Source organism: Streptomyces sp. 35G-GA-8 (genome assembly GCF_023534745.1).
In the GTDB taxonomy this organism is placed as follows: Bacteria; Actinomycetota; Actinomycetes; order Streptomycetales; family Streptomycetaceae; genus Streptomyces.
On sequence record NZ_JAMHJQ010000030.1, the window covers coordinates 1 to 24,447 of the forward strand.

A 24,447-nucleotide genomic window follows, 5' to 3' on the forward strand; every position below is an offset into this window, starting at 1 on the left:
CCATGCGATGACTTACTTGACCTCGCGTCACCTTACGCCGATCACCCTGACTACCCCCGACGCCCCTGAGAGGGAGATCGTTTACGGGACAGCCCTTAGCACGGCATTTAGTCTCGACTTCGAGTCGGCCAGGATGCCGTCCAGCGCCTCCGCCTGAGCAAGGCTGCGGGGGAAGCCGTCCAGCAGGAATCCGCGCTCGGTGTCCGGACGGGCAAGGCGCTCTTTGATCACCCCGATTGTGACCTCGTCCGGTGCCAGAAGGCCGGCGCGCATGTGCGTGCGGGCGTTCCGCCCGAGCTCGGTGCCCTGGTCGATGTGCTCGCGGAACAGGTCACCAGTGGAGATGTGCTGGATCGACAGATGCGCGGCAAGGCGCACTGCCTGTGCGCCCTTGCCTGCTCCGGGCGGCCCGATCAGGAGGATGCGCATCGATGAGGTGTCCCTTCGTCATGCGTGGCCATCAAGTCGTCTCTGGGACACACGATCGCCGCGCACCGATGTCGTTGCCTATCTGGTAAGCCACCCCCTGGCGGTGGAGATAACCACACCGTGGGACATCGCCACGTTGCGGTTGATGCTCCTGCGGTCTCGGCCCCTGATCGTTCGGACAGAGCAAGGTCCAGGCCTAGAACGATGAGCATCGTTCCGGTGGCCGATCGGGGTTCAGAAACACGTACTGCAGTCTTTGGACAGGAACATTTCCCCCCTGGCGTCATCACCCAGGAGTCCATCCGCTCGCGGAGCCAGTTGTCCGGTACCGGCTCGTGGCGGTAGTCGGTCTCCCACTGGAAGTTCGGGCCGAGCGTGTCGGTGTGGAGCGAGAGCGCCTCGTCGAGGGCGCGGGCGGCGCCGGTCTGGCCGCTGTCGGCCAGCTCGCGCAGGCGCGCGGCCAGGAACGCGGAGACGGCGGCGTAGTCCGCCGGGGTGAGCTGGTCGACGGTGAATGCCGGGTCTTCGGGGATGTGAGGGACGGTGGAGCGGTCAAGCGACATGAGGAGGTGTCTCCTCAAGTTCGGGACGCGGTGCCTGACCTTCAGTCACGTGCGGATTGTCGCGAGTCATTGTCCACGATTCACTGGTCGCGTCGCCCCGCCGGGCGGAAACCGCCGCGCGGGGAGGCAGCGCCTCCTGACCAGAAGGTGCGCCCTGAACCAGAGGGTTGACGGCCTGACCGCGAACTGGCCGTTGTCAGGCGCGGGGTCAGGGGATCTGACGATGCTTCGACATAAGCGAACACTTCGGCCAGGCGATGGCGAGAACCGGCGGAATTCTCGCGCCCGTTGCTCTTCGGGGGGTAAGTTGCGGTGTCATGAGCACTGTCGTCACTGTCCGGGCGGTCGTCTCCGGTGCCACGCATGATCTGCGCCGCTGGCTGGCGGCTGAGGACAGCCTCCGAGGCAGAGTCCGTCTAGCCGACACGCGTCCTGTGGATGGTGCTATGGGTGCGGTGAGTGACGTGCTCGTCGCCGTTCTGGAGCCGGGTGGTGTGGCCGCGGTGTTCGTGGGAGGGGTGGTGGCCTGGTTGCAGGCCCGTCGCGGGGATCAGACCGTGACCCTCACCCGCCCCGACGGCACCCGGATCACCATTGAGTCAACCCAGGTCAGGGGGTTGAACGGCGAGCAGGCGATGGCACTGGCCGAACGGCTGTCGCAGGAGCTGACGGCGGCCGAGCCCGAACGCCGCGTCGATTCGGGCGAGTCGGCCCAAGACGTCTCGTGAGGACCGTCGGGGCGCTGTCTGCGGCGGGGACCCGGGCGGTACTTATGGGAACGGGCCGCTACGCGCCCGGCTCGACCTTGCCTGACCTCCCTTCCGTGGACACGACCCTCGACGCCCTGGAACGGGCGCTGGTGAACGTCTGCGGAATAGCGGCGGAGCGGGTACACCGGGTACCGGTCGACGCAGGCCCTGCGGAAGTCATCGCCGCCGTGGAGCAGGCGTGCGCGGACGTGCCGGTGACGGTGCTGCTTTACTTCGTGGGCCACGGCCTGCTTGGGCCCCGGGACGAGTTGTATCTCGCCACGGGGCTGAGCATGTCCTCCGACTCGGTTTCCGCGGCCGTGCCGTACCGCACACTCAGGGACCTGTTGGGGGAGTCCGGGTCGGGCGCCGTCGTCGTACTCGACTGCTGCTTCTCGGGCCGCGCCGACTCACCCCGCGGCCGTGCCGACGGCGGGTTCACCCCGTACCGCCCGGACGGAAGCTTCCTGCTCAGCTCGGCCTCCCATTACGCGCTCTCCTTCGCCCCGGACGGCGAGCCGTACACCCGGTTCAGCGGGGCGCTGTTGGAACTGCTTGAGGAGGGAGATCCCAACGGCCCGCTGTGGCTGACGATGGACCACCTGTACGCGGCGTTGGCAAGCGATACCGACTCGGGCACGCGACCGCGGCGACAGAGCGACGGTTCCCTGGGCGCGCTCGTCGTCGCCCGTAACCGTGCCTACCACGGCGACACAGCTCCCGAGGCTGTTCCGCCCGCAGACGTGCCCTGCCCCTACCCGGGCCTTGAGGCGTTCCGTGCCCAGGACAGCGACGACTTCTACGGCCGCGAGGATCTGACCCGCGCTCTCCTCGACGCCGTCTGCGGTACGGACCGACACACCCCCGTGGCCCTCGTCGGGGCCTCGGGCGTGGGCAAGTCCTCGCTGCTCAGGGCCGGTCTGATCGCCGGTCTCGAACAGCGCCGCGCCGAGGGGCGCGATGAGGCCCGCTGGCCCGCCCTGCTCCTGGCCAACCCTGGCGCCCACCCCCTGCGCACGCTCGCGGACCTGTGGGCGCGGGCGGCGGGAGGAGACGCCGAAGCCACCCTCAGGACGCTGGAACGCGGCTCCTTCCCCGAGCCGCCACCGGGGCGGCGTGCTCCCGGTGTCCTCGTCGTCGACCAGTTCGAAGAGGTCTTCACCCGCTGCCAGGACGCCTCAGAACGCGCGCGGTTCCTCAACCTGGTGACCGGGTCCGGTCCCGGCCCGCGCGTTGTGCTGGGGCTGCGAGCCGACCACTACGGCAGCGCGCTCACCCACCCCCCGCTCGCGGCGGCGCTCGGTCGAGGCCAGGTGCTGGTGCCTCCGCTGCGGGACGACGCTCTGCGGTCTGCGATCGAGGCCCCAGCCGCAGGGACGGGCCTTCGTCTGGAGGTCGGGCTCGCCGACCGGCTCCTGCACGACCTCAAGCAGGGACACAGCGATGGGCACCAAGGGGCGGTGGCCGCCCTGCCGTTCCTCGCCCACGCCCTACGGGAGACCTGGCTGCGGCGCAGCGGCACCGTCCTCACCCTAGTCGGCTACCAGGCCACCGGGGGTATCTGGGACTCGGTCGCGACGACCGCCGAGCGGGTCTACCAGTCGCTGGACACGGCGGACCGCGGGATACTGCGCGCGCTGTTGCTGCGTCTGGTGTACCTCGCACCGGACGGCGCGGAGCCGGTCACGCGCCGTGAGGCGGGCAATGACGAACTCCTCGACGGGTTCGCGGCCCCCCGGCGGCGCCGCGCCGCTGCCATCCTGGAGCGCCTTGCCGAGGCGCGGCTGGTGACCGTGGACCAGGCGGACACGTCGATCAGCCATGAGGCGCTGCTGCGGGCCTGGCCCAGGTTGCGCCGCTGGACCGAGGAGGACCGCGCCCGGCTTCTGCTCCGGCAGCAGATGCAAGAGGACGCGGAAGCCTGGGAGGCAGCCGGGCGCGACCCCTCATACCTCTACCGCGGCACCAGGCTCGCGGGGGTGGACACCGGCCTGACGGAGGGGACTCCCCATTCGCCGCTGCGCGAACGCGAATGGGCGTTCCTGGACGCCGCGAGGTCGGCGGACCGCGACGAGCGCGACCTGGAGCTGCGGCGCACCCGCCGCCTCAAGCTGGCCCTGACCGGGGTGGCCGGGGGCCTTTGCCTCGCTCTCGCGGCCGGCGGCCTGGCGTTCCAGCAGCGCACCACCGCCACGCACCAGCGGACGCTTGCGAACATCCGATCGCTGACGGCCGCTGCCCAGAACCTCCGGGACACGCAACCGGCCACGGCGCTGCGACTGGCACTCGCCGCGCATCGCGCGCAGCCCTCGTCCGACACACGTGCTGCGCTGTTCGACACGCTGCGCCACACCAGGCTCCGGGCGACGTCGCGCCTGCCACGGCCGGAGCAGTCCTCCCGCGCCGTGGCGGAGGATGCGCGCTGGGCCATCAGCCCCGACGGCGCCATGCTGGCCGGAGCCGACCGAGGACGACTCGCCGTGTGGCGGATCGGGCAGGACGCCACCCTTACTCGGCTCACCGGCCCCGACGGAGGCTGCGCCGCCGCCCTGGGGAGCGTCGCGTTCAGCGGTGACGGCACGGTCCTGGCCGCTCAGTGCGGCACCCGCGCGATACAGCTGTGGCAGGTGGACCGTTCGCGACTGCGCCCGAGGGGCGAAGTGCCCTACGACGCCGACTCGCAGAGCGTGTCGCTGGCGCTCGACCCCGAGGCGACACTGCTCGCCGCGGGGGGTGGCAAGGGGGTCACCCTGTGGCGCCTGACGGGCACGGAGGCGGGCAACATATACAGGACGGACACGGAACCCATCACCTCGCTCGCCTTTAGCCCGGACGGCGAGGTGCTTGTGGCGGGAGTGCAACCGAATCGGCTGGACAATCAGTCGCTGACACGGCCGGGTTACGGCTGGAAGGTCAAGGGGGCGGACCTGAGCCACTTGACGTCGTTCCGGCTCGGGCCCACCAGCGGACCTGCGGCGGTCACCCCGGACGGCCGGACGCTGCTCAAGGCGTTCGAAGGAATACTGAGCGTGGGAGCCATGTCCCAGCCGGACGCGAGCACGGGCGTCTTCGAAACTGCAGCCCACTCCCGGCCGATCACCGCGATGGCTGTCAGCCACGACGGCAAGACCGTGGCCACCGGAGCTGCGGACGGCACGCTCGCGCTGTGGAACCTATCGCCTGGCACCCCCGCGCGGCTGGCGGCCCTGAGTCTGCACGAGAACGCCATCACCGCGCTCGCCTTCTCCGCTGACGACGCGACACTCGTCTCCGCCGACGCGACCTCCATCGCCCGCTGGGCCGCCAAGGAGAGTGCGGAGCCCACTGTACTGCGAAGCCTGGACGATCAGACGGAGATCAGGGCGGTGGCGTACACCCCCGACGGTGACACCCTGCTCACCGGCGGCGCGGACGGCACCCTGGTGGTACGCGACCTCGACGGCGGCATCCGCCAGACGCTGCCGAAGGCCCACGCGACACGCGTCGCGGTAAGCCCGGATGGTAAAACTGCGGCGACCTGCGGAGACATGGACGGCTGCGTACTGTGGCGCCTGGCGAAGGGGCGGCTGAAGAAGGCGGCCACCCTACCGGCGGGCGGACAGGCAGGGGCGTCGCTCCTGCTGTTCATCCCGAACTCCCACACACTGGTGGCGGCAGGCTCCGCGAAGTCTGCGATGGGAATCGAGCCGGCTTCGCGGTGGAGCAAGGCATGGGACATACAGGACCCGGACCATCCACGGGAAAAGTCCGCCGACCTGCTCCGCGACATCACTTCCGTCAGCCGGGACGGCAGCGTCGTCGTGGCTGGCACATCGTTGCGCGGCCCGGGAAGCGAGTCCGACGACCTGTTCAGCCTAATGGGCCTGGGCCCCAGGACAGTCAGCCCCGCCGGTACCACGCTCGCCTCAAGCGATTTCACCGACAGCGCCCTGCGGATGTGGGACATCAGCCGTCCCGGCGCGCCCCGGCAGATCAGTGATCAACCGCTACAGCCCCCTACGACCGTGGCGGTACGCCACGTATTCCACCCGAGCGGAGACCTGCTGACCGTACAGCGGGCCGAGGGCCTCGCCACGCTCTACGACGTGGGCGATCCCCGCTGGCCCCGTCCCCTCGCCATCCTCTCCTACCTCCTCGCGGACATCGCCTTCAGCTCCGATGGACACCGGGTCGCCGTCACCAACAAGGGCGGCGGCGTAGACATTCTCAGCATCGGCCATCTGGCCGCGATCAGCCATGACCCGATCGGGCTGGCCTGCTCCCTGTCGGGGGGCGAGCTGAGCGACGAGGAACGCGACCGGTACGCACCCGGACTGCCCAAGGAGCCCCTCTGCCTCTGAGCCTGACCCGCAACCAGACTCTGCCCTCTCGGGATCAAGGGCATGCCCGGCCCATGCGGTTCCGGCTACTCGCGGAAGGACTGCGGAACAGCGGCGGTGTAGTAGGAACGAGCAGTTCCTGGAGCGCGTAGGACAGGCCGTCTCGCCGGTGAGGGTTCACGAGGCATGAACCTGACCCTGGACGTGTCAAGATCGGCAACCGCCGCCTGACGATCGACGGCCGCACCCGCCCACTGGACGACCTCACCCTTCAACTCGCCCATGAATGGTTGGAGTTCCGACGCAGATGCTGGTCCAACACGGCCAACTTGCACCTGCTGACCTGGTTGCGAGCCTGTCGCCAGGTGGGGCCTGCTCGATCGGGGCCGGCGCATCGTCCGGTACAACGTCGGTCTCGGGAACGCGCGGCGGGACAGCTCGCGCATCGCCCTGGTCTGCCGCTCTACCGCCTCCGCGATACCCGGGTCCACCCGGCGCGGCGGCCGCGGCCCGTACGTGTCGTTTCCGCCGGGCCTCAGTCCTGGCACTGACGAGCAGTGCCAGGACCGTAAGCAAGGATTCGCGGCAACGGATCCGCTCTGCCTCCGGATAACTGGCTTGCCCGCAGTACATCGGGAGAGCCCCGCAGTCGGCACAGGCCGTCTACGGGCGCACGGTCAAACATCGGGTATGACGTGCCGCCAGTCAAGAGCGGGACATAGATACGGGAATCCGCGCCGTGTGTAGGCGCTGAGCTGGGGTGAAGCAGATTGAGCCATGGCCGGAACGTCTGTCAGAACGCGGGACGTTACTGCGGCAATGTGCCTACGGTGGCAACCCAGGCGCGAAAAAGATGGGACGGATCTGCGGATACGAGACCCCTATTCGCCCTCTAACCAGGAAGAAGTGAGGGATACGGCCAGTGTCGGGCCCAGACTGGCAAAGGGACGCAAACACGGATTACCCCGATCAAGAGTTCGTCCGGCAGCCGTGGATGCTGCAACATCGCTACCTACGAGGGCGGCGGCAACCGTCCTGTGCAAGCAACTGTTCGCCGGCAGTACGAAGCTCGAAGAGGTAAATACGATGAACAACACACCCTGCGGCACGCACCACGTCGTGCCCCGTCCCCTCACGGTCCCGGAAGTTGTCGTCGTGGTCGTGATCATCATCGCCGCCACGTTTCTGGCTTTCGCCGATCTGCAGGTCCTCAGCCAGATCCTCCTGATTGCAGACTCAGCGGTACTCGGCGTTCGCCTGCTGCATCAGTTGCGCGGCAACAGCCGGGACGAGCTTGGAACTTCGGAGGCCTGACCATCTATGGGGCGCCGCGAGAACCCGATCGCCCAGTGCAGCAAATCCTTGCTCGCTCTGGTGACCTGGATGCGTGCCGCCCGCACTGGTGCCGGGCTGACGTACGAACAGCTCGCCACCCATACGGGATACAGCGGCGACGCTCTCGCGCGCGCCGCCTCCGGGCGTAGCGTGCCGCAGAACCTAAGTGTGGTCCTTGCCTACGCTCAGGCCTGCGGCCGCAACGTCAAAGAGGCAGCGGCGACCGGGTGGGCCGCTGGGGCATCTCAGAGGATGATGGTCCGCTGTCCAGGTAAGACACCACGCAGACCGTCTGTTCGTCCTCTGGACGACGGCGACGGTGCTGGGTTCAGACCCGTGGCTCCCATCGGAACCTGCGGGCGGCGATCCAGGCGAACAGCGTGGTCCATGCGGATGCAAGCAGCACTCGGGCCAGAGCTTCGGGGGCGGTCAGTACATCGGTCCAGCCAGAGCGGATGGGATCTACCGTTGAGGACAGCGGCGCGAACTACAGTGCGTCGCCGAGTGCTTCCGGAAGGATTTCGCGTGGGATGTAGACGCCTGAGATCAGCGGCAGGATGAACATCGCGGGGAGGGTGGCGATCGTTACGGACTCGCTGGCCCGGCACAGGGCCGCGGTGGTGGCCGCCATCGCGGTCATCAGCGCGATGCCTGTGAGGATTCCGGCGAAGGCAGAGAGAGGCTCGTGTGGCGCGATACCGAAGATCATCGAGATTCCTGTGACGGCGACCAGGATCTGCACCGCGCAGACGACGATGTACATGGACGCGCCGCCGGCGAGGATCACCCGGTCCGAGACCCCCCCTGTGCGCAGCCGCTTGAGAACCAGTTCTTCCCTGCGTACCACGTAGAGGCTGGTGACGAAGGAGTAGAGAGAGAAGATCAGCAGGACCCCGGCGGACGTGGACACCATCACGGGTCCTGGGTTGAGTCCGCTCGCGTCGAGGTCCATCTGATCCTGCGCGAACTGGAGTACCAGGAGGAGCATCAGTGGGACGAACACGGCGTACAGGTAGTTGGCCTTGAGGCGATTGAAGAGTTTCCACTCGACGCGGAACATGGCCCGCATGCTGGGCGGTCCTCGTGTTCATGTGACGGTCCCCTGTTGCGAGATGTTCTCGTCGCTGGCGATGGTGATGAAAGCCTCTTCCAGGGAAGCCGGTCGAGCCGTGAATCGGTCCAGTACCGCGCCTTGGTCCTCGGCCCAGGAAAGGATCCGTGCGGCATCCTTCTGGAGGTTCTGTGTGTGGTGATGACGATCCGTCCGTTTCCGTCCTGGGCCGCGCCGTCGACGGGAAGGTCGTGCATCGTGTGTCCCTGGCTCAGGCCGAACGACAGGGTGGAGAGGTGTTCTTGGATGGGTGTTCTTCGACGATGTCGGAGACGGTACCCGAGGCTGCGATTTTCCCTGGTGCATGATCGCCAGGTGGTCGGCGAGGGATTCTGCTTCTTCGAGGTAGTGGGTTGTGAGCAGGATGGTCGCGCCCTGTTCACGCAGGTTCTTGATGAGCTGCCACGTGGCGTGGCGTCCTTCGGCGTCCATGCCGGCAGTTGGTTCGTCGAGGAACAGGATCTCGGGCTGTGACAGGGTCGCGGTGGCCAGGCTGAGGCGGCGTTTCTCGCCGCCGGAGAGGTTCTGCACCATGACGCCCGCTCGGTGTGTCAGGCCGGTGAGTTCCAGTGCCTCGGCTGTGGGGCGGGGCCCGGTGGTGATCTCGGCCCACAGCTGCACAGTCTCCTTCACGGTCAGGTGGGAGATGAACCCCCCTTCCTGCAGCATCACGCCGACACGCGGACGGATCTGCTGACGGTCGGCGACAGGATCGCAGGAGCCGAAGATCCTGATCGTTCCCTGGTGCGGTGGGGCGAGGCCTTCCAGCAACTCCACAGTGGAGGTCTTGCCGGCTCCGTTCGTGCCGAGGAGGGCGAACAGTTCGCCGGGCATCACCGTGAAGCTGATCCCGCGCACCGCGTCGAAGCTGCCTTTGCCGCTTCCGTAGCGACGCCACAGGCCCTCAACATGAATATGACTTTCCTTCGCTTCGCGCACGAATGTCCGATCTGTCACGCATGGGAGGGGTGACTCCCCCCAGGAAAACATGCCAGAACCCTCCAGCGCACGCCAAACTAAAGCGCTGATCTGATTCCCGCCAAACCTCATCCGGATCATGTCGTTCCATTTCGATTCGACAAGACTGCAGGCCGGTCAATGCCCACCCTTCCTCCCCGAGGGAAGGGAGAAGAGTTTCGGCCACCAATAACTCGCGGGACCTTGACCTTGAGCCCCCGGGATGCCTGGCGACATGCATCACATAGGCAAAGACTTGCTATAGTGCGGGTAATGATCCTTATGGTTGGTCTTGCACAGCCAGGCATTGATCAGTGCGCCGGTAAACGGGGAAGTTGCGCAACGCTCCACGAAGATTGCGATGCGCGAGAGTTATCCAGAAGGCCGATCTTCGGGTCTTTCCTGTATTCCTGTGTGCAGGTTCTATTTTCTGGTTCCTCCCTGCCTGCCGACGCCGTACCGCAAGGAAGGGCTATCGCTCGATCCGCCAGTCAAGGCGATTCACCAGATCTCCGTCGATCACCACTGGCGCCCCGGACAGTGGAGGATCGGTGATGGTCAGTGGGGTCTGGATCACTTGGGGGACGTAGCGGTACGTTCGCCCGCTGCCCTGGACGCCCGAGCCGGATTCAAGGCCGTCCGCGATCTCGTCGAACATTTCCCCCAGGTTCGCCCATCGGATCACGCCCCACGGATCCGAGCGTTCGTAATCGATCTCCCGGACGCTTCCGTAGGTGTCGCCAGGACGGTGGTCGACCGCGAGGTACTCGCCGGTATTGGTGACTGCGATGGGAACCCAGAACTCGTATGCATTCGGCGGATCCCACGGTCCTTCCGCACCTTCGGGATCCAACCCGTCATCTGTAAATTCGCTGCGGAAATCGTCAAAAGCCTCCCTGAAATACTGCGGTCCACCCTCCATGCCATCAGCCTCGATCGGGGAGTACCGGAATGGCCAGAGGGAACTCCCTGGGCAGAGCACCGTCGTGAATCCGGAGCCATTGCACAAGGTGGGGATGAACCGGATACGGGAGTGCGTCCTGGAGGGACTGGATGGCCTCTTCGGAAGCAGGCGGGTGCAGCTCGGAGAGATCACTGGTGCACTGGTGCTCCCGAAGCCAGGTCTCGATGCGCTCCCAGGCGCGTATGAGGTCGTCCACCAGCGCATCCTGACACACTGCTGGGACCGCGAGTGGTATGGGAAAACCGCCTGCCTCCTGCCCGTGGGCGGCGGTGACCCGGGTCTGTGAAGTTCGGCTTTGTTCCGTAATCGGTGGTAGCGACGGGTGAAGTTCAGTGAGGAGGATGCGGTGTCGAAGGCGGTCGAATCCCGCTCGGCCGTGCATCTGCCGCATGATTTGCCGCTGTCCTGGACAGGGCCGGCGTTCCCGCCTGCCGGTTCATCCTGGATCCGGTGTTGTCCCAGAGGCCGCCGGGGGCGACCGGTCAACAGCTTCATCTCGCCGTTGCGCATCTTCCAGTCCAGCGCGTTGGAAGCCGCCGCCCGGACGCGGACGAGAACCTCATCCGGACCCGGGCGTGGTGGCTCGAACTCAGCGAGCAGCATCACCTCCGGGCCGCCGTAGCGGTCGTACTGAAGGCGCTTCACGAGGCGTATTCGTTCGAGATCTCGGTGGCGTAGTTCTTCCAGAGCGGTTGCATGGTCTCGGCGTTGACCGGCTGCCCGGAATCGATCATGGCCTTGAAGTCGCGGAAGTACTGCACATACAGGTCCGGCGTGAACGTGTTCAGCATGACCGCGTTCTCGTCGCCGATGTTGGCGAACGTGTGCGGCGCCCCGGTCGGCACGATGACCCAGGTGCCCGGCCCGGCGTCGTACTGGTCCTCGCCGACGGTGAACCGGAACGTTCCCGCCAGCACGTAGAAGCCCTCGTCATGCTGGGCGTGGCGATGCTGCAACGGGCTCGGGGTGCCCGGCGGAATGGTGACCTCGGCGAACCCCAGCCGGTGGTCGGTGTGCTCGCCGTTCTCCAGGATGCGGATCTGCTGCGCCCCGCTGCCGAGGATCTCGCCCTCACCGGGGCGGACGATGTTTACCTTCGCCACGACTTCTCCCATTGCTATTGCCTGCCTTGGTCACCACCATCCTGTTCCGGGTCGGCCGTGCGCGTCTTGGTCGTCTGTGCACGGTTGCTGGTTACCAGTGCACGGGCGTTGTAGCCGTACGTCGCCTTGAAGAGCTTGCTGAAATGGGTGGGATCGGAGAATCCCCACCGGGCGGCCACGGCGGTGACCGTACGTCCGCCCCCGGTCAGCTCGGCCCGGCAGCGCTCCAGGCGGCGACGCCGGATCAGGGCCGCGACGGTGAGCGGCTGGTCCTCGAACAGCTTGTGCAGCCGGCGTACGGAGACGTGGTGGGCGGCGGCGATGCCGGGCGGGGAAAGATCGGGATCGGCCAGCCGGGCCTCGATGTAGCCGACGATCCGGCTCCGCAGCCACTCGTCCGGGACCGGTTGCTCGTCGCCCAGCCGGGCCTCCAGGGCAACCGCGATCAGCTCGACGACGGCCGCCGCCGACCGCAGCGCCTCCGCCTCGCGGAACTCGGTCGCCGACCGCGCCAACTCCCGGGCCAGCACGGAGACGAGAGCGCCCGGACCGTGGCTGCCGTCGATGCGTACGCCGACGAGCCGGTCGATCTGCGCGGGCCGGATCCGAAGCTCCCGGCGCGGAACCAGGACAGTGACGTGCGCTGCGGCGGTGCTCTCGAACCGGAGCGTACGTGTGGGATCGAGCAGCACCAGGTCGGCCGGCCCGAGTTCGGCGTCGCCGCGCCCCTGCTCGATCCGCGTCCGGCCCCGGGCCATTACCTTGACCGCCAGGTTCTCGCCGTCGGCGGCGTCGCGCTCCCGCCCGATACAGGCGCTCTCGGGCGTGTCGAGGGAGACCAGCCGCAGCGGCCCGAGGTCGCAGGTGGCGACCCGGCCCCGGAAGCCGGCCCCGGCCAGCTTGTTGACCAGCGGCGGAAACCCGCTGGCGGCCAGCTCGTCCTGGAACGTCTCAAGGTTGCCGATCACCGGTCAACGATAACGGCGACTCTTCCGCTCGGGCACGGTGTTCGGCTGGGGTCACAGCGGCGCAGGGCTGCATCTGCCCTACCAGGCTTTGGTGCACGCGGTGGACGGCTCGGTCGCGCCGGCGACCGACGGCCGGTTCATCGACGAGCCCAGCTCGTTCTACGGCTGATGAACTGCCCCGCAAGCAGAAAACCGGCTACAAAGCCGTGCACTCTTCTGCCGCGATCCGAGCGTCACGGATAGTGATGATTTGGCCGGTGCCGGCGGTGTCATGAGTGGGCGCGTTATCGCTTCGCATCCTGATCTCCGACCGAGCGAGGTCCAGGGCGTAGAGATCACCGCCAAGGTGACCGCAGGGCCGGTGAAGCCGAGTCGGTAGCATCCGAGTACGCAGCTCGTCTTCCTGAAGCTGAGCGAACCAGATGTCCCAGCAGAACGAGAACGCGCGCGGCAGATCGCGGTGTCGGAGCGGACCTGGAAGTCGGCCCAGCCGAGTTCGTACTTGATTTGCTTTAACTCTGCTCGATCCAGTGCCTGATGCCGTAGATCCACACGAGTTCGGTCAGGTCGGCCGGGGGTTGTGGGCTGTCGGCCGCGCGTGGTGATCCGGGGCGGGGCAGGTCGGTGGCCAGGTACCAGGTGGACTGCGCGGGCAGGTGCCCGGGGCGGTGGTGGCCACGACCAGGCGGACGTTCCCGTCGGGTCCCCAGAAGCCAAGGCTGGCATCGGCGGCCCACCAGGTCTCAGTGTGCCCGTCGCGGAAGGTGCGCTCGACCGGGGTCCAGTCGCCGGGCTGTTCGGGGTCCCTCCAGGTCAGGGCCCGGGCGGCTTGAACGGGGGTGTAGGCATCCTTGCCGTGGGCCCAGGTGCCGTGGCTCGGTTTGAGGGCCATGACAAACGGCAGCCCCGCCGCGTCGAGTTGTCGGCGGAAGCCGTCCTGGTCACCGTATGCACAGTCGGCGGCCACCGCGCGGAAGGTCACCCCCTCAGCCTTCGCGGTGCGGGCCAGCTCTCCGGCGATCTGCAGTTTCGTGCGGAGGCCGGGATCCTTCCCCGTCGGGAGGTGGTCGGCGGGGCTGTAGGGCACGGCGTGCAGCGGGTAGTAGAGGTTCTCGTCGGCCCAGCAGGTGGTCACCGTGACGATGCCGTTGTCGGTCTTGCCCAGCCGGCCCAGCCACTGCCGGCCGATATGGGCCGTCGCCTTCCCGTCCTTACGATCCCCGGAGTCGTCGGTCACCAGCACTCCGCCCGGGTGCGGCGCGGTCGCCAGGTCGGCCCGGCAGCAGCTCCACCCGACGGGCGTCGACCTGCTCGTGGTCCCACGTCGATTCGGACAGGAAGAACTGCAGCCGCTGCACCGCAGCGTGCTGGGCACCGACGACGGGCTCGGTGCCGGCCAGGCAGGTCAGCGTCTTGTTGCGGTCCCGCGGCAGCAGGAGCCCGGCGGTCCTGTCGAAGTGCATCTGTCAGATGGTGAGCCGCTGACCTGCTGGGATGCCAGGCCGATTGAGAAGACGGAGGCTCGGGTTTCTCAAACGACCTGGCTTTTACGGAGGAGTGGTTCACAGAACCACTCAAGGCGGCAGCAGGTGAAGCGCACGTGCGGAATCCCCCGGCACCCCGGCGCGACCGGTTGTCAGTGCTGTTCGGCAGAGTGTGCATGTGACGAATCGAGACGAGGAACGTGGCGCCGCCACCTGGTCTGGACTGCCTCCGACCGCCAGAGAGCTGCTCATGGCAACAAGATGGGACACCCTGCAGCATGCATATGGGAGTGCCGAGGACACCCCGCCGTACCTGTGCCAACTTCTGAACGAGGATCCCGAGGTGCAGGCCGAGGCACTGGGAATGCTCGACATGTCCGTGCTGCACCAAGGATCCCTGTACAGCTCCACCCCGCCGGCCGCACTGTTCGTTGCAGCGATCCTGGCCCACCCCCAGACTTTGGCCGAGCACGAGAGCTTCTTCCCCTGGGACGACCGGACCCGGCCCCTGCGGGCCGCACTACTCGACTGGCTCGGCCAGATCGCCGACTCGGCCTCCTACGGCGAGGACCCCGGCAGCGAGGGCGAGTACGGGGATGAGTACGACGGCGAGGACGAAGACGAGATCGAAGCGATCCGCGCATGCCGGAGTATCCGACCCGAGCTCTACGACGCGGTCGAACCGTTCCTCGACGATCCGCATCCGGACACCCGAGAGGCAGCCCTCGGAACAGTCACCGTGCTCCTGAAGGCACCCGACCTCGCCGAACTCGCCCCGCCCGCCGCCCACCGCCTGCGTAGCGCTCTCGCAGCGGACGGCAGCCGCCGAGAACGCTCCTCCGCCGCTCTGGCATTGGGCGCCTGGGGCCAGGACACCACCAGTCTCCTCAACGATCCTGATCCAGCCGTGCGCACCTGCGCCGCGCTGGCCATCGGATGCGCGCACATACCCCGCGCCACCGCCGTCCTGCTCGAAGCCCTGCAGAACCCGGCCGAGGCAGACCACTGGTTCCCCGACCCCCTTCCTCAGTTCGACGGCTGGCTCCGCTTCACGCTCCTGAAGGCCATCCTTGACCGCGTCGACGCTTTTGAGGACCTTGCCCCAGCGGCCATGGCCCTGATACCGCTCGCCAGCGACTACACCGTCGACAGCGACTGGGGTCCGCTGCTCGTCAAGGCCTTCCCCACCGGCTACAGCCCCGGCCTGCCACTGTCGGCCGCACAACGGGAGCTTCTGCAAGCCGTCACCGCCAATGACAACTGCTGGGGAAACATCGGCAACAAAATCCGCTGGCTCAGGGAAGCCGGCCTGCCGGAGCAGCGCGACGCCATCCGAGCCCTGCTCTGAGTAACAGGTACAGCGAGAACCGGACCAGAGAAATGAGATCAAACCCACCGTACGGGGCGAACGTCGTCGCTCACCGCGCGATGCGGTGAGAATCCGACAGGCTCAGCGCGACAGGACACCTGGCCAGTCTCACGGCGATGTCGTATCCGACATCCATCCGACATTGGCCGTGAGATTCCGACACGGAATATGAGAGCTTACAACAGACGTGTTGGTTCTCGCTTTCGGTGTCCTGCGCCGACGCTGTGACCTGGACGTTTCCCTTCAGTCTCACGACGTGTCGGCAGGCGGCTGTCTCAGGTCAGTGGCATCTCCTCAGGCTATCCAGCAGGCTGCCACGCTGCCTGGAGCTTCACGAACCTGCATCGGCAGCCATCCGTTCCACCCACTCACGCACCTTCACTGCTCGCTCGATGCGGCTGACGATGTCCTTCTTTGACGCCGTGTCCAAGGTCTCCGGGATCTTGTCGAAGGTGTCGGGGAGGACGTCGAGCAGACCCAGATCTGTCCGCCGGTGCTGACGGTCGGCAGTTGCCGACACCTCCACTGCAACGGCATCTCGGGACGATGCGTGAGCCGCTGCACGAGTGTCGGGAACAGGTAGTGCCTCGCATCCGCGGCAAGGTGCTCTCGGAGCCAGTCGACCGGGAGACGCTGGCTGAAGCCGTGCACGGAAGCTTCCTGGGCCAGGTCCAGGAGCTGAGCGGTGTCGACGGCTCGGACAGTACGGGGAAGCGTCGGAGTCATGTCGCGGTGATGCCAAGAAGTTTCGGCGGAGCCGAGAGGTCAGCTGGGCCGGGACGCGAGCTGGCGACGGGCAGACCCCCAGACCTCCTCGAACTCCTCGGAGGTGAGCTGTTCGGGGTCGTGGCCTTCCCATTCCGAGACAGGCAGCTCGGCTGTGACCCCGAACCCACTGTCGTACTCAACGAGGCGGCCTGCGTCGTAGGCCCGCTGCCACTCGGAGAGGGAGGCAGCTGCGATCGGGGTCAGCTCAGGCCCTTCAAGTTCGACCTGCCGGATCACCCAGCCTTCAGCGTCGGCCTCGAAGTAGAACCAGATGTCTTCCTCGTCCCAGTAGCAGCGCATCCATGTCGTCATCAGGCCATGACGCCAAGTCAGATGCATCGCGCTACTCCGCTTTGTCTCATGGTTGAGCGATGAATCCTGCGGATCGGTCGAGCTGGAACGGAGAGCCGGCCCGGGTTGGATCCCAGCCTTGATCCCGTCCTGCTCGAACGCCGGCAGCAACGTGAGCTGGGCGCATGGGCTCCGACTCGACGCCCACCCAGTTACTGGGATGGGCCTGACCGCTGGTGACGATCAAGGTCGTGCCCGGTTGACTGCCGCTGGCCGCTTCGACGGCGTAGGTCATCGGCGTCCAGCACAGTCCCTGCATGTAGGAGGGCTTCCTGCGGATCCGCCAGCGGTACTCGATCCCGTCAACGGTTATGCGCCGGGAACCCTTCTTGTTCAGCGCCATCTTCCCCCTCGTCGGCATATTCCTGTGTGTGCTCCACGAGATACGGAGATTATCTGCGCCAGTGAGCGGTCTGGGACAGTCGACGTCAGCTCGTGTCCATGGTGGCGGCAGGAAGATGAACCTCCAGCACGACTGCGGTGCCGGCCACGGTCCGGTCCTCATGCATGCTGATCCTTTGACCAGTTTTGACGTGCTTCCAGTGAGACGGTGCGAGAGGCACGAGGCGAACAGTGGCCCGGCCGCCTGGCTCCAGAAAGGGCACGTCCTCGACCCAAAGCCCGGCAATGCTCACCGAAGCACCCCCAGCGGGTGAGAGGTTCCCGATGTCCCACATGGGCCGCAGAATTCCGTGGCCAGCGATCGGTGTCCGGCGTCGTGCTTCTGCGGCTGGACGAAGTACCAGATCCGCCCGGATCATCCCATTTCTAAACTCGGAACACCGCCAGTGGCACCAAGCTGCGCTCCGCTCAAGACGGAGTCGCTCAGCCGCCTTAGCCAGCTGCTCCCAGAACGACAAGGGCAGTGGATGCCCGTCCCTGAGCTCCTCCAGCAAGCTCAGGGCGATCTGCCATTCGTCATGGGCGAGGTAGTCCCAGACGTCCCGCACTGTGACGTCGTTTTCGGTAGCGATCTCTTCCGGGGCCAGAAGGGAAGCCGATTCAAGCAGCTCGGTGACATCCATGTGGTGATTATCGACGACGTTGTAAGGTCAACTTTCGACCGGGGCAGCAAGGGGGAATGCTCACCCTCAAGGTTCAACAGCCGGCCTCCTCACTATGTCCACGCTGGAGAAGGCGTGCGCCGCTGACGCTGTGTCATCCTCGGCAGCCGCATCGCCACCCGCGAGGTCACCGAAGACCCGGCGACCATGAACGTCCTGCGGGGCCTGGACCCCTCGCCCCAGCTCATCGCGGCGCAGTGCTCCGGCGCGCCCGTGCTGTCCGCTCGGTGATACTGGCCGAGTGATAGACCCACTCGAAGAGCCGCAGCACGTCCCCGGCGAAGTGCGCGGCTACCTGGACGAACTCGTCCGGCGCACGGGCGCGGTGTGCGGACCTCGGCTGGTCAGCGTCACCGCGGTCGGGTCCCTGGCGCTCGGCGACTACCGGCACGGGCGCAGTGACGTCGACGTCACCGTCGTGGTCGATCCGTCGCTGCCGCAGGAGGCGCTGCACGACCTGGCGCGGAGCCTGGCCCACCCGGAGCTGTCCTGCCCCGCTGCGGGACTGGAACTGGTGGTCTACGCGGCGGATTTCGCCGCCCGGCCCTCCGGTGAGGCCGGATACCTGCTCGACCTCAACACCGGCGCGCTGCTTTCCCCCAAAGTGTCCTTCGACGCCACGGAGTCCCCGACCTTCTGGTACGTCATCGACCGTTCCGTCGCCCATCAGCGGGGCCTCACCCTGTTCGGCCGGCCCGCGCGGGAGACGATCGCCGCGCCGGACCAGCCGGAACTGCTGACGGCGATCCGCGCCTCTCTGCGGGAGCACAGCTACGGCGAGGGCCATCTCGCGGACAACCGCGTCCTCAACGGCTGCCGCTCGGTGGTGTACTGCCGTACGGGCCAGTGGCTGGCCAAGCGCGCGGCGGCGCGTCGGATCGCCACGGACGAGGCGGACTTCGGGCCGCTGCTGGAGGCCGCGGTCCGTAGTTTCGAGCGTCCGCGCCCCGAGGCGGAGCCGCTGCCCGCGGGCGAGGTCCGGTCCTTCCTCGGCTGGGCACGCGAACGCGTCGACGAGACCGCCCGCGCCCTTCGGCCTGAGTGACACGCCCGGCGGGCTCGGGCGGGCGTCCGCCCCAGCCCGCCGACGTTGGCGGTCTGGGTTGCGAGCACCACCGGCTCGCCGGGAAGGACGCCATCAAACCAGTCGAGTGCCGCCGCGCACTCCTCGGCGGCGTACCCGAATCCCCACGCTCCACTCCTCGGGCCGTCGGCGACACCGGCCACCGTCGGCCGTTCACACACATTAAAACTTCGCAGGCGGATCCTTACACGCCGGTACGGGCCGCCCCAAGCGGCTGACATCACGCCAGTTACCAAAATCCCGGGGCCAGGACAAAACGCTCTTTCAGATGTCGTTCTCTCCCGTTGCTTCATGCTGGTACGCGGACTTGGTCAGTGATATCGGGTCGTGCCAGGAAATGGTGTTCTCGCCGGTGAGTCGACGGGCCATAAGGTCGGTCATCACGAGGTGGATCACGGCTTCTGAGCGTGCGCGGAGGGTTTCGTAGTCGCGGGCCAGGTGCGGTGGAGCATGACACGCCGGTCGCGGGGCGGAACACCGCCCCGCGACAAGCACCTCAGTTGATGAGAGAGTCCACGACAGCCCGAGCTATGCCCGCACAGATGCCTCGCACAACACCAGCGAGAATCCATTCCCGGGAAGCTGCACCGTCAGTCATGGTCTTGCCTCTTCACATCGAGCGCATTGAGTTCCACATCGAAGCTGCCCTCCTGGTGCCAGTGAGCGAGGTTGCAGTGATCGCCTCTGCAGCGTCCCCGTCAACGGCACGATCAACGCGCCCGCTCGTGGCTGAGCAACGGAGGAGAGGGTTAGGAACTCATAAACTGGCGCGTCAGAAGCCTGACGGTAACCAGCGCATGGGGCGCAGAGTTGAGAGACATACTGTCAGGTTAATCTCCGAATCACGGAATCAACTACCGTGAAAACCAGACAAGCTACAGGACGGGCACAACCGTCGGTGTGGTGGTCAGGCTGCGAGTGCGGTCTCGTATTCGGCAGGACTTCGGTAGCCGATGCTGCTGTGCAGTCGGTGCAAGTTGTACCAGCCCTCGATGAAGTCGAAGATCGCGGTGCGGGCGGCGGCCTCGGCTGGGCCAGGCGGTGATGTCGGGCATCTCCCGTTCGATGGTGGCGAAGAACGATTCGGCGAGCGCGTTGTCCCAGCACTGCCCGGTGCGGCCGGCGGACGAACGACCGCCCAACTCCGCTACCAGGGCGGCGAATTGTTGACCGGTGTACTGGCCCGCGATCCGGGTGAAAGATCACCGGCCGGGTGGGACGACGCTCGCGGCAGGCGGATCTGAGAGCGTCGGCGACCAGTTCGGTCCGCAGGTGGCCGACGGTGGACCAGTCGACCACGCGGCGGGAGGCGATGTCGATGACAGTGGCCGGACAGAGCCCCCCTCCTCGGTCGGGATGCAGGTGATGTCACCGCCCCAGCGACTGTCGAGGCTGTCCGGGCCGGGGGCGAAGTTGCGGACGATGAGCTCAGGCCAGGCGGCGGCCCGTGGGTCGGGGATCGTCGTCAGATGCCGTCGTCCGCGGGTGCCGGCCCCGCAGTCCGGCAGTGCGCGTCGGTCTGGCGATCCGGCGCCGTCCGCAGTCCTCGCCCTGCCGTTGCAGGACGGCGTCGATGCGCGGGGCTCCGTAGGTCCCGCGGGATCTCTCGTGGACTTGCGTGATCTCCTCGGTGAGCTCGGCGTCGCGGACCGCCCGCGGACCCAGCTGGCCACTGCGGCGGACGTAGAAGGCGGTTCGGGAGACCTGCGGCAGTTCACACGCCCGCTTGACGCTGTGACCGCTCACCTTCTCCGCCTCGATGAACGGGTGGACCTTCACCGGGTCTCCCTTCGCGAAGAAAGCCGTGGCCCGCTTGAGGACCTCCACGTCCTCCCGAAGTGGGCGGTTCTCGCGTCGCAGCGTGGCCAGTTCCTCGCGTTCGCCGCTGGTCAGCCCGTCGCGCTCACCCGCATCGACCTCGGCCTGGCTGATCCACAGCCGCACCGCGGTCTCGGTCAGATCGAAGTCCTTGGCGATCTGACCGACCGAGCGGTCACCACGCCGGCACAGCTCGACGATCTCAGCCCTGAACTCCGGCGTGAACGAACGACGCGGCCGAGGCTTCCTCTTCCCCCTGCTCTCCATGATGGACATCCTCCCGGGGCAGAACCCCTGATCTCAGATGTCCGTCAAAGCGGATCAAGCCCAGATTGGTATGCCAGTCGATAAACGGCCGGAACAGCCGGTTACGCCCGCTCATGCGCGCCGACGCGAGCGACGGCGACCACCGCCATGTCGTCGTCGCGCTTGCCCCCCGCCCACCGGCTGATCGAAGCGAAGAGGGCGTCGATCAGCCGCTCCGGGTCTCCGTCCGGAGCAGGCCGCAGCTCACGGCACGGGTCGTAGAAGGTCCCGGCCGCGTTCCGGGCCTCCGTCACGCCGTCCGTGACGCACAGCAGAGTGGTGCCAGTGGGAAAGTCGCACGACTGGGGGCGGCCGGTGCCCGGCGCGAGGTCCCGCATCCCCAGCGGCGGCGTCGCCTCGCCGGTGTCCAGCCGGCACAGCTCGCCGTCCCGTACGAGATAGGGCGCGGGGTGGCCACAGCTCAGCAGCCGCAGGGTGGTGCCGCGCCGGTCGATCTCGACCAGGAGCGCCGTGGCGAACGCCTCGGCGGCATCGGCTGCCTCGGCGGCGAAAGGGTCGGCGCCCTGCTGGAGGGAGCGGGTGACGGCCCGGTCGAGGCGTTCGGCGAGTCCTACCAAGTCGGGCTCCGACTCGGCGCGCTCACGGAACGCGCCGATGATGATGGAGACGGCGGAGACCGCGCCGAGACCCCTGCCGCGTACGTCGGCGATGAGCAGCCGGAGACCGAAGGGCGTCTCCTGCACGGCGTAGAGGTCGCCACCGATCCGCGCCTCGGCGGACGCCGCCTCGTACCGGCAGGCCACGACCATGGGCCCGACAATCGTGGGCAGCGGCGGCAGCACGGCCCGCTGAAGCGTCTCGACCGTGGATCTGACCAGGGAGAACCTCGCGCTCTGACTGTCGAGCATGCGCCGGATGGCCAGCGCGAGAGCGCCGGCGATCACCACCTCGACGATCTGTACACCCTTGGCGAAGTCGCTGAACTGACTCAGCAGTGCGGCGCCGAAGATGATCCCGACTCCGACGGTCACGATCAAAAGGGTGTAGCGGAACGTGGCGGTGATGGCAGCCACCATGCCGGCAACCGCGACGAGCGCGGACCCGATCACGATCGAGGGGGTCAGCAGTTCGAGGACGACTGCCCCGGCGAGAAGCACCGGGGACAGCCAGGGGTACTCCTGGATGCGGGAATGCCGCAGGTCGTCACCGGTCTTTGTCCGCCGAACCACGTCTCTCCGTTCAGCCACCACGTCACGGGAACAATGTGTTCATGCCACTACGAAATCCCGCGAAGGGCCGCACTCCAGGTCTGCGATCCTGCGGTTCCCGGGGGCAATGCCAACGTACACCGCACCTGAGGGACAGGGCCGGTAGGCGGCCCGCGGGGGTGCCGACGGCATGGCTGCGCATCTCTGCTGACCGCCCAGACCGGGCGCGCCGGAGCCGGACCCGGTCAGAGCACTCCAGGATTCGCCCCCCTGTAAACGGTCAAGGGATGGTGGTACACGTGGTACGCGGACGGGAAGTGCTGGTCTACCAGGCAGAACGGCGTACCACGTCGGCTCTCCCACGTGGTACACCCAGTTCGTGAACGACCCACGCGGTGCAGGTGTCTGCCCAGGTCAGACGCAGCTCTCGGGGTGTACCAGGTCTCGTGGTACACCCGGCGCCCGGAAATCTCTCGTCACGAGAGGGCATTGCACAGGCAGGTGATTGACCCAGCACTCGTCAGTCACTGCCATCGCTGCGATGATCACCGGGACGCTGTTGACGGCTCTGGCGTGGCCCCGGCCGTGTGCGCCGTTTGCGGGGGTGTCACAGGGCGGGCTACGAAACCGCTGCTCAGGGGTGTCCGAGGGTGCGGATGATTGGAATCACGCCTCGGTCGAGACGGGCGTCGGCGCCTGACTCGGCTGAGGCGCCGGGTCATACGAAGGCGAGTCCCCGGAAGCTGTCGCGGATGTCCGTCGGGGGCTGGCGGTCTCGGGTGTAGTAGATCTTGTTGGTCAGCAGGATCGCCCGGTGGTCCTGCTGAGGGGAGATCCACATGCCGGTGCCGGTGAACCCGTAGTGGACCCAGACGTCCTGCGCGGTGGTGGTGCCGGGGGCCGGGTGCCAAAACAGGCCGCGTTCGGGCTGGAGGCGGCCGGTCTGGATCGTCAGGGAATGGGCGGTCCACTCGCTGCCGAAGCCGGCTTTGGGAGAAACAATCGTGGGGTCCAGCATGTACCGCGGGAAGACGGCGGGGTCGTCGGCGACGGTGAAGTGCCGGCGATGCCGCAGACCCTGCCGAGAAGGCGGGCGGAGAAGTCGTGGGCGACGCCCTTGAGATGAGTGTCGGTGTCCTGGTCGAGCTCGGTCGGAGCACACTTCGCGGCGAGGCCGGCGGGCAGGGGGCCGAAGCGGGTGGTGTCCATGCCCAGCGGGCGCCAGGTTCGCTCGGCCGCGACCTGGTCCAGGGGCGTCCGAGAAAGATGTTCGGCGAGGTAGCCGAGGATGAGGGCGGCGCGGTCGGTGTACTCCACGGCCTTGCCCGGCAGCCGGTGCAGGGCCTCGTGCGGGACGCCGTCGCGAACGGCCTGCGGGTCGGTGCCGTACAGGTTCTTCAGCTGGGCTCGCAGCGGGACGTCGGCGGTGTGGGTCAGCAGCTGCCGGGAGGTCACGGCGCCGAGCGGGTGCCCGGTGACCTCGTTCCAGAAGGTGCCGAGCGGGGCGTCGAGGTCGAGGACGCGGTCCTGCCACAGGGCGCCGATGGACGACCATACGGCGGGGATCTCGGTGAGGCCGGCGGCGTCGAAGACGGTATCCGGTCGCATCCGTACATCCGGCTGGGCGGGGTCCCGGCCGCCGCTCCTAATAGCCGCGGAATGGGGCGTTCTGCCGACCCCGGAGCAGGCAAACCAGTAGCCTGATCGAACAATGTCCGTGCGACATGGGGGTGGTGGGTGCAGGCGCCTGCGACCGTCGTGCAGCTCGCCCTGCTCGTACTTCTGGTGCTGCCCGGGGTGACCTACCAGTTCGTCCGGGAACGCCGCCGCGGACCGGTGCCCGGTGAGCGTGATCTGGGTGAGCGGGTACTGCGGGCGATCGTCGCGTCGATCGCGCTGGACTCCCTGTACGCCGTGGTGGCGGGACCGGCGCTGATTCGCCTGGCCCGTGGCACCGGCGGCGGCTGGGACGGCTTCGTGGAGCGGCCACGCGTGGTCGGCTTCGTCGCCGTGGTGCTGTTCCTCGTCGTGCCGGCCCTGGCGGCGGTCATCGTTTCCCTGACGGACCGGCAGCGGCGCAAGGCTCGGTTCCTGCCTACGCCCAGCGCGTGGGATCACGCCTTCCGCGACCGCGAACCGTGCTTCGTACGCGTGCGGCTCAAGGACGGCAACTGGGCGGGCGGCTGGTACGGCGACCGGTCGTACGCCTCCTCGTATCCCCACCCTGCCGAGCTGTACCTCGAAACGGCGCGCGTGATGGGTGCCGACGGGTCGTTCGGCGCGCGCGTGCGCGGGACGGCGGGCCTGCGGCTGCGAGCGGAAGACTTCGACATGCTGGAGTTCGTCGAAGCCGGAGAACCGGCGGCCGTGCCGGGAGAGGAATGATGATGACGCAGGAACCCGAGCTCTCGCCCGAAGAGGTGGAACTGCTGCAGGAGGAGGAGGTACGCGGCTACACACCGAAAGCCGCGGTCGCCGAGCCGGACGAGGCGCCCGGCGGCCCGGCCGGCACCTCCAACGGCAGCGAGGACTGACG

Annotated in this window: 24 protein-coding genes and 5 pseudogenes; 10 read left to right on the forward strand and 19 right to left on the reverse strand. The window is 67.4% G+C overall.

Annotation, left to right across the window (positions count from 1 at the left end; all coding sequences use genetic code 11):
- Window positions 1-96 precede the first annotated feature (96 nt).
- Window positions 97-429 (reverse strand): annotated as a pseudogene (locus M1203_RS37170) (adenylate kinase family protein); the annotation flags it as partial.
- On the reverse strand, window positions 414-992 hold the full coding sequence (locus M1203_RS37175) for a hypothetical protein (RefSeq protein ID WP_249954287.1): 579 nt from the start codon (window positions 990-992) through the stop codon (window positions 414-416). The pseudogene M1203_RS37170 and the gene M1203_RS37175, both read right to left, overlap by 16 nt.
- Before the next feature lie 317 nt (window positions 993-1,309).
- Here M1203_RS37175 and M1203_RS37180 point away from each other — a divergent pair, with 317 nt between their 5' ends.
- Both M1203_RS37180 and M1203_RS39130 read left to right on the forward strand, forming a co-directional pair.
- A complete protein-coding gene (locus M1203_RS37180) occupies window positions 1,310-1,720 on the forward strand; it encodes a hypothetical protein (protein ID WP_249954288.1) in 411 nt (136 codons plus the stop codon).
- A 44-nt stretch (window positions 1,721-1,764) separates the two neighbouring features.
- Entirely contained in the window at window positions 1,765-6,081 is a 4,317-nt protein-coding gene (locus M1203_RS39130) for a caspase family protein (protein WP_374404793.1), read from the forward strand.
- Window positions 6,082-6,324: 243 nt separating this feature from the next.
- Here M1203_RS39130 and M1203_RS37190 read toward each other — a convergent pair.
- Window positions 6,325-6,563: pseudogene (locus M1203_RS37190) on the reverse strand (hypothetical protein); the annotation flags it as partial.
- Between the two features lie 583 nt (window positions 6,564-7,146).
- Between M1203_RS37190 and M1203_RS37195 the strand changes: the two are divergent.
- On the forward strand, window positions 7,147-7,374 hold the full coding sequence (locus tag M1203_RS37195) for a hypothetical protein (RefSeq protein ID WP_249954290.1): 228 nt from the start codon (window positions 7,147-7,149) through the stop codon (window positions 7,372-7,374).
- A gap of 69 nt (window positions 7,375-7,443) precedes the next feature.
- A complete protein-coding gene (locus tag M1203_RS39375) occupies window positions 7,444-7,956 on the forward strand; it encodes a helix-turn-helix domain-containing protein (protein ID WP_374404797.1) in 513 nt (170 codons plus the stop codon).
- On the opposite strand, the gene M1203_RS37200 is transcribed toward M1203_RS39375, so the two are convergent.
- The 5 genes from M1203_RS37200 to M1203_RS37220 all read right to left on the reverse strand — a co-directional run bounded on the left by M1203_RS37200 (window position 7,883) and on the right by M1203_RS37220 (window position 12,498).
- Entirely contained in the window at window positions 7,883-8,464 is a 582-nt protein-coding gene (locus M1203_RS37200; protein WP_249954291.1) for an ABC transporter permease, read from the reverse strand. The genes M1203_RS39375 and M1203_RS37200 overlap by 74 nt on opposite strands.
- 18 nt (window positions 8,465-8,482) lie before the next feature.
- Entirely contained in the window at window positions 8,483-9,463 is a 981-nt protein-coding gene (locus M1203_RS37205; RefSeq protein ID WP_249954292.1) for an ABC transporter ATP-binding protein, read from the reverse strand.
- A 472-nt stretch (window positions 9,464-9,935) separates the two neighbouring features.
- Complete coding sequence (locus M1203_RS37210) at window positions 9,936-10,385, reverse strand: SMI1/KNR4 family protein (protein ID WP_249954293.1); 450 nt, start codon at window positions 10,383-10,385, stop codon at window positions 9,936-9,938.
- Window positions 10,386-11,068: 683 nt separating this feature from the next.
- A complete protein-coding gene (locus M1203_RS37215) occupies window positions 11,069-11,530 on the reverse strand; it encodes a cupin domain-containing protein (protein WP_249954294.1) in 462 nt (153 codons plus the stop codon).
- Window positions 11,531-11,544: 14 nt separating this feature from the next.
- Window positions 11,545-12,498 (reverse strand): helix-turn-helix domain-containing protein, encoded by a 954-nt coding sequence (locus M1203_RS37220; protein WP_249954295.1) that lies wholly within the window; start codon window positions 12,496-12,498, stop codon window positions 11,545-11,547.
- A gap of 37 nt (window positions 12,499-12,535) precedes the next feature.
- On the opposite strand from M1203_RS37220, the gene M1203_RS38900 reads away from it, so the two are divergent.
- A complete protein-coding gene (locus tag M1203_RS38900; protein ID WP_283959464.1) occupies window positions 12,536-12,667 on the forward strand; it encodes a hypothetical protein in 132 nt (43 codons plus the stop codon).
- A gap of 393 nt (window positions 12,668-13,060) precedes the next feature.
- Here the strand turns inward: M1203_RS38900 and M1203_RS37225 are convergent, their stop codons facing one another.
- Both M1203_RS37225 and M1203_RS37230 read right to left on the reverse strand, forming a co-directional pair.
- Entirely contained in the window at window positions 13,061-13,735 is a 675-nt protein-coding gene (locus M1203_RS37225; RefSeq protein ID WP_249954296.1) for a transposase, read from the reverse strand.
- Window positions 13,710-13,961, reverse strand: a complete 252-nt coding sequence (locus tag M1203_RS37230) for a hypothetical protein (protein ID WP_249954297.1) — start codon at window positions 13,959-13,961, stop codon at window positions 13,710-13,712. The genes M1203_RS37225 and M1203_RS37230 overlap by 26 nt, the downstream gene beginning before the upstream one ends.
- Before the next feature lie 199 nt (window positions 13,962-14,160).
- Between M1203_RS37230 and M1203_RS37235 the strand changes: the two genes are divergently transcribed.
- Complete coding sequence (locus M1203_RS37235) at window positions 14,161-15,330, forward strand: HEAT repeat domain-containing protein (RefSeq protein WP_249954298.1); 1,170 nt, start codon at window positions 14,161-14,163, stop codon at window positions 15,328-15,330.
- A gap of 352 nt (window positions 15,331-15,682) precedes the next feature.
- Here the strand turns inward: M1203_RS37235 and M1203_RS37240 are convergent.
- The 4 genes and pseudogenes from M1203_RS37240 to M1203_RS37255 form a co-directional block, all read right to left on the reverse strand.
- A pseudogene (locus M1203_RS37240) lies at window positions 15,683-16,077 on the reverse strand (hypothetical protein).
- A gap of 39 nt (window positions 16,078-16,116) precedes the next feature.
- Window positions 16,117-16,431, reverse strand: coding sequence for a hypothetical protein (locus M1203_RS37245; RefSeq protein WP_249954299.1), 315 nt, complete (start codon window positions 16,429-16,431; stop codon window positions 16,117-16,119).
- A gap of 46 nt (window positions 16,432-16,477) precedes the next feature.
- Window positions 16,478-16,813 (reverse strand): hypothetical protein, encoded by a 336-nt coding sequence (locus M1203_RS37250; protein ID WP_249954300.1) that lies wholly within the window; start codon window positions 16,811-16,813, stop codon window positions 16,478-16,480.
- A gap of 85 nt (window positions 16,814-16,898) precedes the next feature.
- Window positions 16,899-17,495, reverse strand: coding sequence for a hypothetical protein (locus M1203_RS37255; protein WP_249954301.1), 597 nt, complete (start codon window positions 17,493-17,495; stop codon window positions 16,899-16,901).
- 280 nt (window positions 17,496-17,775) lie between these two features.
- Between M1203_RS37255 and M1203_RS37260 the strand changes: the two genes are divergently transcribed.
- Entirely contained in the window at window positions 17,776-18,579 is an 804-nt protein-coding gene (locus M1203_RS37260) for a nucleotidyltransferase domain-containing protein (RefSeq protein WP_249954302.1), read from the forward strand.
- A gap of 946 nt (window positions 18,580-19,525) precedes the next feature.
- Here M1203_RS37260 and M1203_RS39380 read toward each other — a convergent pair.
- Window positions 19,526-19,594, reverse strand: a complete 69-nt coding sequence (locus M1203_RS39380; protein ID WP_374404798.1) for a hypothetical protein — start codon at window positions 19,592-19,594, stop codon at window positions 19,526-19,528.
- A gap of 16 nt (window positions 19,595-19,610) precedes the next feature.
- Between M1203_RS39380 and M1203_RS37270 the strand changes: the two genes are divergently transcribed.
- Window positions 19,611-19,862, forward strand: a complete 252-nt coding sequence (locus M1203_RS37270) for a hypothetical protein (RefSeq protein ID WP_249954303.1) — start codon at window positions 19,611-19,613, stop codon at window positions 19,860-19,862.
- Here M1203_RS37270 and M1203_RS39385 read toward each other — a convergent pair.
- The 4 genes and pseudogenes from M1203_RS39385 to M1203_RS37285 form a co-directional block, all read right to left on the reverse strand.
- A pseudogene (locus M1203_RS39385) lies at window positions 19,855-19,917 on the reverse strand (hypothetical protein); the annotation flags it as partial. The gene M1203_RS37270 and the pseudogene M1203_RS39385 sit on opposite strands and share 8 nt — an antisense overlap.
- Before the next feature lie 129 nt (window positions 19,918-20,046).
- Entirely contained in the window at window positions 20,047-20,703 is a 657-nt protein-coding gene (locus tag M1203_RS37275) for an IS3 family transposase (RefSeq protein WP_249954304.1), read from the reverse strand.
- Window positions 20,704-20,804: 101 nt separating this feature from the next.
- Window positions 20,805-21,932 (reverse strand): PP2C family protein-serine/threonine phosphatase, encoded by a 1,128-nt coding sequence (locus M1203_RS39135; RefSeq protein WP_249954305.1) that lies wholly within the window; start codon window positions 21,930-21,932, stop codon window positions 20,805-20,807.
- A gap of 697 nt (window positions 21,933-22,629) precedes the next feature.
- Window positions 22,630-23,675, reverse strand: a pseudogene (locus M1203_RS37285) (serine hydrolase domain-containing protein).
- Between M1203_RS37285 and M1203_RS37290 the strand changes: the two are divergent.
- Together M1203_RS37290 and M1203_RS37295 are read left to right on the forward strand one after the other, a co-directional pair.
- Window positions 23,649-24,296, forward strand: coding sequence for a DUF6338 family protein (locus tag M1203_RS37290; RefSeq protein ID WP_249954306.1), 648 nt, complete (start codon window positions 23,649-23,651; stop codon window positions 24,294-24,296). The pseudogene M1203_RS37285 and the gene M1203_RS37290 sit on opposite strands and share 27 nt — an antisense overlap.
- A gap of 2 nt (window positions 24,297-24,298) precedes the next feature.
- Window positions 24,299-24,445, forward strand: coding sequence for a hypothetical protein (locus tag M1203_RS37295; RefSeq protein WP_249954307.1), 147 nt, complete (start codon window positions 24,299-24,301; stop codon window positions 24,443-24,445).
- Window positions 24,446-24,447 lie beyond the last annotated feature (2 nt).